The organism is Alloiococcus sp. CFN-8 (assembly GCF_049943125.1).
Classification (GTDB): Bacteria; Bacillota; Clostridia; order Clostridiales; family Clostridiaceae; genus JAEXZL01.
Map to the genome: position 1 here is coordinate 975,453 of NZ_CP188040.1, position 12,150 is coordinate 987,602.

Here is a 12,150-nt window from a genome sequence, read left to right on the forward strand (position 1 = left end):
TATAACAAATCTAGCAACTCTTCATGAAAGATATAATTTTATCTACTTGTATCTCCCAATTTTTATTATTTAATATAAAATTCCTAGCTTTATTTGCTTTATCAATCAACACTTCATTATCCATATTTAAAACAGAATCAATTGTATTAGCAATAGATTCTGGTGTATCATCAGGTAATACAAACATGTTTTCTAAATACTCCATGGTAAATCCGTTAAGTTTTGTACTAATTACTGGTGTGCCACTAATTAAGTATTCTATCATTTTAGATGGAAATGTAACTTGACTTATAGAATCATTTACTATCCTTGGATTAATCAGTAATGCAGCATTATTTTGTATTTTTAACATAGTATTATTATCCACATTACCACAATACTTAATTCTACTATCTCGAGTTTCATACTTTTTTATGTACTCCTCTAATGGCCCACGCCCATAAATCTCTAAGATAATATTCTTGCTTTTACATTTACCAACTCCGTTAATTAAATTTTCTATACCATTGTATTTAGTTAAGGCCCCACTAAACACAATTCTATATGGCTCGTCATTTTCTCTATTACTCCACTGTCCTCCTACAGAAACTAGTGGAGCATCTTTTATATCAAAACCACCATCAACAACTATATACTTTGAATTAGGAGAAAACATTCTAACAGCATGCTCATTTAATACTATTAATCCGCTAAAATTTTTAATATTCTTTTTTGCTGACTTATTTTCTATACTCTTCGCAGTATTCTTCAAAAAGCTACCTTTCATCTCTGGTAAAGGCGGATCTGCCAATATACAAAATGTTTTTAATCCAAATATTTTTGACACCCAAAGCACAGGGACAGCAACATAAGGATATGAATTATAGCATATAATTTTCCTATCATAATTTCTATATTTAATACACCAAAGCATTATGTGCCAAAAAGCTGTTAAAATCATCGTTATTTGCTTAATAAAAAATATATTAATAAATGGAATGCTTAAAGCCATAACATCATTAAATAGATTTATATCTTCTCGTTTAAGTATCAGCCTTTTTTCCCTCGGATATGCAGCTATAGGAACTTCAGTAAAAACAGTTAAATCATCTCTGTAGTTATTAATTAACTGTTTTATTATCCCAATTTGCATTTTATTACCTGCAACTGATGGTCCAATATATTTTCCACATTCTTCTGTTTTAATTACACTTCCTAGATATAGAACTTTCACCTTTTCACTTCCTCGATTATTTGTGCCCATTCTAAAAAATTGTCCAAGTCACAATAACTTACTTTATTCTTATATTCTCCAATAACTTCTCTATAAAGATCAATATCACCAGCCACAATCGGTAAATTGAACTGTTGAGCCTCAACAAGGGGTAACCCAAAGGTTTCTATCTTGCTTGGAAACACAAGCATATCCACGCTATTATAATAACGCAAAACTTCTTCATAACTAATATTACCTAGTAGCTTAATATTCTTGAATAAATTATATTTTTTAATATAATTAATCGCTTCATAGTCTTCACTATCTATAGTAAGGTACAAGATTACATCGTTACACTTTCTATTATTTACCAACACATTCATCATATCATAAAGTAATTCATGATTCTTATAAATAGCTGAAGATGCTGGATAAAACAGCTTATACCCTTCATCTAGGTTAATCTTTTGTACAACTGTTGTATCTATGTTACTTATAACAGGTCTATCAACAAATATTATATCTGCATTTATCCCAATCTTTTTTACAAGCGAACTTTTTAGCCAACTTGTTTGAACTATAATTTCATCTGATTCCTTCACACTTTTCTTAATTAACCAATAATAAATATATTTATAGAACCAAAGACTTCGCTCTCTTTTATTAAAAACATTCCATGTATAATCATAAAAAGGTATAGGTTGATGTAAGTAAAGCTTTTTATAAATACCTTTCCCACTAAACCCGAGGGGATAATAGTTCTGTAGAGAGTAAATGCAATCAGCTTTTATATCATATTTTTTGCACCATAAATATAAACCTATAGTGTTCCAAAAACTTTTTCCTTTATAAAAATCATTATCATTATTTTTTATTATAACTATATTTGTCTCAGTATCTGGAACAGAACAAGTTTCTGGTACAAACAAAAAATATTTTTCATCTATGTCATTGTTATCTATAAGTGAATTGATGTATTGATTTAATATGGTTAAACCACCTCTAGATGCAAGTGAGGTAGCATTAACAAGTGTAATCCCCATAATATTCTCTCTTTCTTAAAAACCATTTTTTACTTTTCTTATAATATTCTTTCTATATACAAAAAATTATTATTTAGATATTAATAAAATTTCACAAAAGAGCTTAAGCTTATATTAATCAATCGTAGTCTGCAAGCAGATTTTAAAGTATCTTAATCAATTAATATATCCTAAATAATTGTTGCAATTAAATAATTTAACAGTTTAAAATTAACTTTTAAGTTTAACATTAAATATTTTAACATAATTTTAATTAAATGTCTATTTTTACATAAAACTCTCTTAGCACAATTACTGATTTTTATATTTCAAATTGATGTTTTACTAAAATACTAAGAAAATCATAGATCCATATATTTATATTTATTGTTATAGATGCTGTTTATAGGAAAATCTCCTTGCTTGTGAAAAAACACAAGACATTTATTGACAATTTCCTCAATAGAAAGCTAAATTATAGAAAAAAAACCTCCGAAACAAATGTCGGAGGTTTACATTATTCATTTAACATTGATAAATTAAATTATTACTGTTTATATAGCGGTATTTCAAGTTCCAATACAGCCCCATCATATAGATATATCAACCTATTCATTAATCCAGCGATTCCATTAGCCCAATTAACGTCTGTAGCGTATTGATGCCACATAGTATTAGAACTACTCTCCACAAACCCAAAAACATTCCACTTCATATAATATACTGTATATTGCCTTTGATTTGATAAAGCACTATGTAAATAGTTAGAAGCAATCCATTGGGCTCCTCCTCTTATGGCTGCTGCCGGGCTAGTCCAACCTAACTTATAGGCTGTTTCACTACCTTGTTTTAATGGATCACTATCAATTGCCCCTATTCCAAAGAAATTATATACTACCATTGGAGTTACAGGAACTTTATTAACCTCATTCACTAAAACACCTTTTGCTAAGGTTGACTTTCCATAACCTGTTTCAAGCAGCGTGTGTGCAACCAAATATAAAGGATCTATTCCATAATCTCTTGCTGCATCAACAAAAGCTTGTCCTTGATTAGCAAATACATTTCCAGAACCTAAAGAATTCAAGTATTTATTCAACTCACCAATATTCATATTATCTCTATATTTATTAACAGTAAGAAATTGTAATACTTTATCGGCAGTAAGCAAATTATCCGGATTGGCATATGTATTTAATATGTTCTCATTAGCTGGAGTTCCATTCAACAGTTTATTATTTCCTCGTTCAAGAGCCCTATAACTAAATCTATCAAAAGAAAAATTAAAGTTTTTAATATAGTATTTAATGTTATTTCTATTAACATTGTTATCATAATATATCTCAATACCTATAGCAAAAACTTTTTTATTTTGTCCAACTGTTCCACTAATATCTCCATCTTCAACCCATTGTTGCCATCCAATTCCTTCAACAAAAGATCTGTATCTTATATGCCATCCAGGTGGTGCGTCTATTAGCCTAACCCTTAGAGCTTCCATTTTTGATCCCTGTCCTGTTGTACCTGCTAATTTTCCGTTGGACTCCCAAGGTTGCCACCCTATATTCTCACTATGAGTCTGATACTGAACGAACATATTTCCTGGTGCGTTATTTACCTTAATACTAATTCCTTCCATCTTAATGTTGTTATTAATAAATGATATACTATTTCCATTATAGCTTGGAAGGGACCATCCAACATTATGGTAATAACCTTCGCTCTCTAGAGAAATACTTGTATCTTTAATAAGACGAATATTTAGCGCTTCTAGTCTTTTAAATTGTCCAGTAGTTCCAGCCACATTTCCATTTGTTGTCCAATCCATCCAACCTATATCCTGAACATGAGCTTGATATTGTATATAATATCCTGACGGCATATTTTCTACACTTATCTTTACAGCTTCAATCTGTAAAGCTCGTCCTGTAGTGCCTGCCATATTACCATTTTCTGTCCAATCCATCCAACCTATGTTCTGAACATGAACTTGATATTTTATCTTAGCTCCAGGTGGAAAGTTAGTCAAATCAAGATTAAAAGCCTCTAGTCTTTTAGCTCTCCCAGTAGTTCCTATCATTCCTCCATTCCCCATCCATTCCATCCATCCAATATCCTGGACATGGCCTCTGAAGGCAATGCTCATATCCTTTATTCCTGCCTCTGCTTTAACCATTGGAAATCCAATAATTAAGAATAGGGCAAGTATAAAAAGCCTCTTAATAAACTTCATAGTACTAATCCCCCATTTAAAAGTCTGTAAAACCTCCTGATATATTAGAAATATAACAATATTGATATACTATTAGTTGCCATTTATTAACAAGAGTTAAAAAAATGTATATTATGCATCCCTCCTATTCGATAAAGTCAAAACAAACAAGCTTTTAATCCTCATGGGCTAAAAGTTATAATAATAGTATCGAATAATATTGTAATTTCTTTACATATAATATTAATTTTTCGAACTATTAATTAGAAATTCTAGGGCATTATATTTTAAGATCATGTCCGACACTTCTAATTTTTTTATGGCTTCGCTTAATTCCTTATTAATAACTTCTTTTACTAACAATTCGCCAGTTTCCCTATGATATGCTATATCTGTGTCACCATCATAAATAATATCTGAAGTAATAAAACTTCCATTTCTAAGAACAGATAAATCTTCCTTCGTATTAACTAAATCCCTTCCAACCATATAATCATTATCAATTCCCAATAAATTTAAAACTGTAGGCATAATATCTATTTGTCCACCTATGGTAGTAACTTCTTTTTGCAAGGTTATACCTGGAGCATATACTATAAAAGGAATCTTTGTTAGCTCGCCAATTACACTTACTGGAGAATTCTCTATATCTAAAAATTCTGTAAGTACCTCATTCATATCATCCTTTAAGCCCCTATGATCACCATAGAATACTAGAATACTATTATCATGCAAATTATTGACCTTTAGTTCCTCTAAAAAGTCTCCAATAGCCATGTCTACAAAAGCAATATCCTCAAGATAACTATCTAACTGTGTCTCTTCATATTTATCCTCTAGAGCAACCCTACTATCCCACTTAAAATAACCAAAGGGAAAATGAGAAGATACTGTAACCATAAATGAATAAAAGGGCTTAGCATATTCCTTTAAATACTGAACATTTTCTACAAAAAAATCTCTATCATTAATTCCCCAACCTACTACCTTATCTGTAGAGTAATATTCATTATAATAAAACTTATCAAAATCAAAGGAATTATAAGCTACATTTCTATTCCAATAGGTTTTACTACCTGCATGCATAGCAAATGCCGAGGTATATCCATTATTCTTTAACACCTTTGGAAGTGCATTATACTCATTATTAACAAAAGAAAAATAAGCTGCTCCCGTAGCCGCTCCATAAAGTGAATTATTTGCCATAAATTCCGCATCAGAGGTATTTCCACCTGCTGTTTGAGCATATACATTGGAAAAGTGTAATCCTTCTCTGGCCATTCTATTTAAGTTAGGTGTAACTTCTTCTCCCGCCACTAAAAGATTAACAACAAACTCTTGAAGTGCCTCCACCTGTACCATAATCACGTTTCTTCCACTAGCCACTCCATGTAAATCTTTATCCTCTATCATTAGTGAAGTAGAAACCTCTAAATCATTATTTTCATTAAAATAATCTCTTATATATTGAAGATTATCTTCAGATAAGTTACCTTTATTCCACTTATTTATAGTCATCTTTTTAATGTCATGGTAATGATAATACGGTAGACCTAAATTGTCTGCTATACCTTTGATCTCCCAGGTATGAATAAGTACATCTTTATGCTCTTCTGTCTTAGAATCATATATCATAGTCATAGTAAGAAATAAAAAAATAACTATTGCTAAATTTATACCTCTCTCAAACCTAATTTTTATCTTCCTCTCCTTAAGCCTTCTGACCATAAAATAAATGATAATCCCCAGAGGTATTGAAGCAAATATCCAAAAATCAGCTGGTTGTAAAAGTCTTATAATACTATCTCCTAGTTCTTTCTGATCAACCATTATCATGGGTATTAGTTCCACGGTAAGGTATTGATAATAATACCTCTGATATATCATGTCTGCTAGGTATAAAACGGATATCAATATATCCAATAGCAATAATACAAATGCTTGTCTTTTTACACTAAATAGTAAGGTCCAGGAAAGTAGGCCTATATAGATAAGAAGAGTAAAAATAACTCTACTACTATCAAAGCTTATATCTCTATCATTAAAAACAATTATCTCCTTTCCTAAGAAACATATTGGATATAGTAAAAATATAATATATTTATATAAAATAGTTCGCATATGTTCTCCTTTTCATATCTTAATATTCCTTTAAAATAGTTCAGCAATACATTTATTATATACATTATTTGTAAACATTTAATTAACCAGATAAAACAATACCTTTAACAAAAAAACCTCATTATAAAATAATGAGGTTCAAACACTCTAATATATATTTAGCTTTGCTCCTTTTCCGTTTCTTTACTTTCACTATTAATCGAGTTCTTCAGAAGGGCCACCTCTTGAGTTAATTCTCTAAGCTTTTCTGAAGTATTTGAAAGAGATAAAGTCAATCCAAATATAAGCGGTAAAGTGAAAACAAAACCAAAGAAAAACACAGCATTTGTAGGGTCATAAACTCCTATAGCTTCAGAAATAGCATTAACTATCTTAGGGAAGATAGCCATCAAAAGAATAGCTGCTCCCAAAAGCATCCACATAAGTGTATAACGTAGCTGCAATTTACCTTTTACTATAAGTCTATACATATAAATGAACGATAAAACTACAGCCATAACTAATATAACTCTAAACTTAAGCATCATTGGCCTGTAGTCCTCCAATAATATTCTTATTAGCTGCATAGGAAATTAAAATTGCCAAGGTAACCTTTATCATATAGTAAACTGCCTTCATTGCATTTATAGAAGAAACTCCCCCCTGCCTTTCTTTCATATTGGCTTCCACTTCTCCAACAGAAAAACCCTTACGAATTATAGTTACTATGGATTCAGGCTCAGGATAGTCCGTAGGATATTCCTTAGCAAAAACCTCTATAACCCTCTTATCACACATTCTGAGTCCAGAGGTAGGATCTGTAATTCTTACTTTAGTTATGGCTTTAATTAAGGAAGAAAAATATGAGATTCCTAGCCTTCTAGTGAAGCTTGACTGAAACCCTTCCCTGGAAATAAATCTCGATCCTATTACCATGTTATAGCGATTTTTCTTAAGCTTATCTAAAAGTCTATCTAAATCTCTACAATCGTGCTGACCATCACCATCAATCTGTACAGCTATATCATACTGATTTTCTAACGCGTAACGGTAGCCTGTCTGAACAGCTCCACCTATACCAAGGTTTACTGGTAGACTTATGTAATTAAAGCCTTCATTTTTACATATTTCTTCAGTTTTATCTGTAGAACCATCATTTATTATTATGTAATCATAATCGGGAACTGTTCTAATTATGTAATTCACAACATCCTTTATATTTGACTCTTCGTTATATGCAGGAATTATTATCAACTTCTTCAAATGTAACCTCCTCCTTATTTTTGTAAGTTTAGAAGCACAACACCTAATATTATTATCCCTACAGCTATTATTTTTAAAGGTGTTATCCTTTCGTGAAATATAATCGCTGAGCTAAAGACTATCAAAACTTGAGATAAGCCTGTAGTCAGAGGAACAATATAGCTAAGCTTATTTCCCCTAAGAAGTACTGTCCACAATGCAAAGCTAATAACATAAAATATTAGACCTAAGACAAGATAATAGTTCATCGACAAATTCAACTGAGGCGCCTTAAAGCTAAAGCTTAAGCCTTCACTTCCAAGCTTAATAAAAATAAGCCCTCCCACGGTAAATAGTAAATAAAAAATAATATTTAAAATCATATAACCCTCACCTAATTGTTTAGTTTGTTAACAAAAACTGCAAGCATAAAGCTTCTTATCTTTCTGCTTAATTTATGTATCCATAAATCTAAGGAGCTTAAAGGAATTTTATTATAATCCATGTGCTTTTTGACCATAAGTATGTGCTCCTCAGCATAGGTATCCTTACCGCCATTCATTAGTTTGTTTGTATTGGATACACTGTGCACTCTAAAAGCAGATAGATATTCGTCAATAAAATAAATATCACCCTCATAGGAAAGCCTCAGCCACAAATCAAAATCTGGTATAAGCTTCAGGGCATTATCAAAGCCACCTATCCTTTGAAACAGTTCTTTTTTGAATAGAGTACTACAGGGAGCTCCATAATAATTTTTGAAACGAATAGATTTTTTAGCCAAGGTCTTTCCAGAGTAAACTCCTTCTCTCGAGAGCTTCTTTTGTTTTAGCGTTATCTTATCCTGACTATTCACTATATGAGTATTGCTTACAACCATAGAAACAATAGGATTGTCCTTAAAAGCTTCCACTTCTTTTTCGACACAATGTTCATATATAATGTCGTCAGCACAGAGGAGCTTTATATATTCTCCACTAGCTTCCTCTACTGACCTATTCCAATTTCCTGTGAGTCCTTTATTTTTATCATTTATATAAAGTCTAACTCTTGGATCTGTATACTTCTTCACTATTTCCACTGTATTATCCTGTGAGCAATCATCCACTATAACTATTTCTAAATTTTTATAGCTTTGCTTTAGCACCGAGTCTAAGGTTCTTTCTAGAAAGTTTGCACTATTATAGGTTGGAATACAGATGCTAACCAAAGGTAATCCCATATATACCTCCAAATTTACATTTTATTTTTACTTAAAAGTAATTATAACATTTATTCCAATATATATCTATATTATTTAATTGTGGTAAAAATAAAAAAGAGGTTTGTTAAACCTCTTATATATATTTTACAAATTATTAACTTTATTTAAAAATACCTCTAATGCATCTTTCCAATCTCTCATTTCATCTCCTACTGTACATCGGAGCATCATGTTATCTAGAGAAGAATAACTTGGTCTCTTTGCAGCTCTCTCAACAAGCTTATCTGAAGTTATTGCTTCCACTGCACAGTCAATATTAGAGCCTTCCACAATAGCCTTTGCAAAATCGTACCAGGAACATTCACCCTTACCAGTACAATGATAAACTCCATATTCCTCTGTAACAGCAAGCTTTAACAAATGATGCGCTAAATCCTCTGCATTAGTAGGATTACCCCTCTGGTCATCTACTACTGTTAAATGACCCTTCTCCTTAGCAGCCTTCATGATAGTATAAACAAAATTTTTGCCATTATACCCATAGAGCCATGCTGTTCTCACTATAAAATATTTACTAGAATACTTCTTAATAAACTCTTCTCCAGCAAGCTTTGTTTTACCATAGACGCTTACAGGTGATGGAGTATCATATTCTTTTATAGGAGTATCTCCCTGTCCACTAAATACATAATCCGTAGATATATGTATTAGCTTAGCACCTATCTCTTCACATACGATAGCAATATTTCTAGCTGCCAATGCATTAACCTTAAAGGCTATATCCTGGTTCTCTTCACAGGCATCTACATTAGTATATGCAGCAGGGTTAATAACCACATCAGGCATAAGCTTATCGATGTAATTTCTTACCTCATTAAGATTTGTTAAATCTAAATCTTCTATATCAATACCTCTAACATCAGCAGTAGCTATAGCTTCAGGAATAATTCCTAACTCTGACTTCCCCTGTCTGATTATATTCATTATTTGGCTTCCTAATTGACCTTTGGCACCAGTTATTAAAATTTTCATAGTTAACCTCCGTTAATTAAAATATAAAATATCTCATAAATAACACAATAAGTGTATAATTGGTAGCCCAATTGATATAGGAATATAAATATCTATGGACATTACGCTCATCAGCTTCTATCTTTACAGCAGGTCCAGCTAAGGGCAATAAGAGAAGCATGGGAATAAAGTATCTTCCTTGAACTCCATCAATAGTATCCTTACCTACAGGTGTCCAGCCAGCATATAAAGAAGAAAAAATAAGCACAGCACCTAATGCAAAAGACATTATCATAAGCAGCTTATATCTTCCCTCTTCTATCGTTTCTACAAAAAAGCTTAAAAGAACAACAACACACAGGTATCCAAGAATTATGGTAAATGGTAGGGTTAAATCTAACCACCCCATTACTCCTATCATTGACTGTACATAGAATAAAAAGTTATCTACTAAAGTATCTCTAACAATTTCACTGTAGTAAAGCACATTCCTAATAGCAAACTCAATCTGTTTTCCTGTGTTTACTGCTGGAAAAGGTGCAACGCTGATTGTCAGCTCTGAATTTGCATATAAAAGCCATCCCCCTGCAGCTACTACTGCGGTAATTATTGCTCCAATAGCAAAAAAGTATTTAGTTCTACTATTTTTAAAGCTCTCATTGGGAATCATAAATAATAAAAGGAGCATCGGAAGATATACTATCTTAATTAACACAATAGCAACTGCAATAATATATAAAATAGTTTTATCTCTTATAGCCATTGTCTCTGGTTTCTTATAAGCTCTTACACATAATGCTATAAATAAAGCACTGATTCCCATAAGCATAGCGTCAGGAGATAAGGATGAAGCCTGCTGAAGGACTATAGGGAATAGGGAAATAGTTAATAGTAATTCCTTTCCAAGGGGAATAAGCTTAATAGCTGAATAGATTAAGAAAATCCAAGTAGCAAGATTGAATAATTTCCCAAGGAATATTATTCCAAGGGCTGAAAATCCCAAGAGTCTTCCTGTCAACAAACCTAAACTCTGAGGTATGTATTGTATTGGCACATAAACGGAAGATCCACCAAAATCGTAAAACTCCGTATCCTCTGGCTCCAGATCCATAGAAAAGGCCTCCTTATACCCTGCATAATCTACTTTATTTTCAGGATGAAAGGCTATATTATAATGTTCTACCTGATAAAGCACCTCTTTTAAGCTTTTAGGCAGGTAATTTCCCACACCTTCAACATTATTAATAGAAACAAGCTTTCCCGTGCTTATTTCATAGGCTCTAAAGAGATGAACAGGTTCATCGGGTGTTTGAGAAAAAGGAACGAAAAATAAGAAAAACGCCCCGTAAATTATTGAAAATAACAAAAATCCATTCTGAACAGTTATAGCATGTTTAGAAAAAATGTAGAATAACCCCAATAATGTAATAGCTAGCAGAGCTATTAAAAATATGTATAGCCTGGGATAAGTTTCTTTATCATTAACCTTAAAAGTTAGATCTCCTGTTTGCTCAATTCCATTAATATACAGGTTTCCGCTTTTAAGCGTGTCCTCTTCACTCTTATGAAGGGTTATAGAATTATCCTTATAGCCATCAATAGATTTAATATAAAAATTATAACTTTTACCCTTTGTATTTTCTATGGGCTCAAAGTCAAAGGTATAGTACTCATTATCTCTTAAAAACTCCGTATCTATAGTTACAGTTCGAAGGTTACTATTGCTTCCTTCTTCCTTTATACCAAACTCCAAGGTGCTCTTATTTGTCCTATAATAATTGCTTATAAGCACCTCCACAGAGGTAATTTTATCGGCTTCTGATTTGAAGCTCTGAGTCACTATATCTCCTGCTAGTATTTCTCCGACAGTACCTGCTGAGGATAGTTGTCCTTGATTTATATATTCCCTCTGGTCTATTATTTTTGATATCACCTCATAAAAAGGATAGCTGATTAAAAAAATAAGAATTAAAGAAAATATAGTATTTTTTGATAGCTTCATAATTTCCACCTAGTCTTATATGTATTCTATATAATTACTCTACTGTATATTTATGCTGTAAAATCATATGATTACATTATATATGTATTATTAGCAAATTTCAATCAACATAATATACACATAATCAAAAAGAAAATCTACACCAGAAAAGCATACCTGGTG

At 31.7% G+C, this 12,150-nt stretch carries 10 protein-coding genes; all 10 read right to left on the reverse strand.

Annotated elements, in window-relative coordinates; genetic code table 11:
* Positions 1 to 10 precede the first annotated feature (10 nt).
* Positions 11 to 1,213 carry a glycosyltransferase gene (locus tag ACPWSR_RS04280; protein WP_426350469.1) on the reverse strand — a complete coding sequence of 401 codons (1,203 nt, stop codon included), beginning with the start codon at positions 1,211 to 1,213 and terminating at the stop codon, positions 11 to 13.
* Positions 1,210 to 2,238: a glycosyltransferase gene (locus tag ACPWSR_RS04285; protein ID WP_426350470.1), complete on the reverse strand. Its 1,029-nt coding sequence runs from the start codon at positions 2,236 to 2,238 to the stop codon at positions 1,210 to 1,212. Before ACPWSR_RS04285 ends, ACPWSR_RS04280 begins: the two co-directional genes overlap by 4 nt.
* A 526-nt stretch (positions 2,239 to 2,764) precedes the next feature.
* A complete protein-coding gene (locus ACPWSR_RS04290) occupies positions 2,765 to 4,450 on the reverse strand; it encodes a glucosaminidase domain-containing protein (RefSeq protein ID WP_426350471.1) in 1,686 nt (561 codons plus the stop codon).
* A 222-nt stretch (positions 4,451 to 4,672) separates the two neighbouring features.
* Positions 4,673 to 6,550 (reverse strand): LTA synthase family protein, encoded by a 1,878-nt coding sequence (locus ACPWSR_RS04295; protein ID WP_426350472.1) that lies wholly within the window; start codon positions 6,548 to 6,550, stop codon positions 4,673 to 4,675.
* 158 nt (positions 6,551 to 6,708) lie between these two features.
* Positions 6,709 to 7,077: a DUF2304 domain-containing protein gene (locus tag ACPWSR_RS04300; RefSeq protein WP_426350473.1), complete on the reverse strand. Its 369-nt coding sequence runs from the start codon at positions 7,075 to 7,077 to the stop codon at positions 6,709 to 6,711.
* Positions 7,067 to 7,792 carry a glycosyltransferase family 2 protein gene (locus ACPWSR_RS04305; RefSeq protein WP_426350474.1) on the reverse strand — a complete coding sequence of 242 codons (726 nt, stop codon included), beginning with the start codon at positions 7,790 to 7,792 and terminating at the stop codon, positions 7,067 to 7,069. Before ACPWSR_RS04305 ends, ACPWSR_RS04300 begins: the two co-directional genes overlap by 11 nt.
* Before the next feature lie 14 nt (positions 7,793 to 7,806).
* Positions 7,807 to 8,154, reverse strand: a complete 348-nt coding sequence (locus ACPWSR_RS04310; protein WP_426350475.1) for a DMT family transporter — start codon at positions 8,152 to 8,154, stop codon at positions 7,807 to 7,809.
* Positions 8,155 to 8,165: 11 nt separating this feature from the next.
* Positions 8,166 to 8,993, reverse strand: coding sequence for a glycosyltransferase (locus ACPWSR_RS04315; protein ID WP_426350476.1), 828 nt, complete (start codon positions 8,991 to 8,993; stop codon positions 8,166 to 8,168).
* A 126-nt stretch (positions 8,994 to 9,119) separates the two neighbouring features.
* A complete protein-coding gene (rfbD, locus tag ACPWSR_RS04320) occupies positions 9,120 to 10,007 on the reverse strand; it encodes a dTDP-4-dehydrorhamnose reductase (RefSeq protein WP_426350477.1) in 888 nt (295 codons plus the stop codon).
* A gap of 16 nt (positions 10,008 to 10,023) precedes the next feature.
* The gene (locus ACPWSR_RS04325; protein WP_426350478.1) at positions 10,024 to 11,988 is read right to left on the reverse strand and encodes a DUF2142 domain-containing protein; all 1,965 of its coding nucleotides are present in this window, start codon (positions 11,986 to 11,988) and stop codon (positions 10,024 to 10,026) included.
* Positions 11,989 to 12,150: the final 162 nt, after the last annotated feature.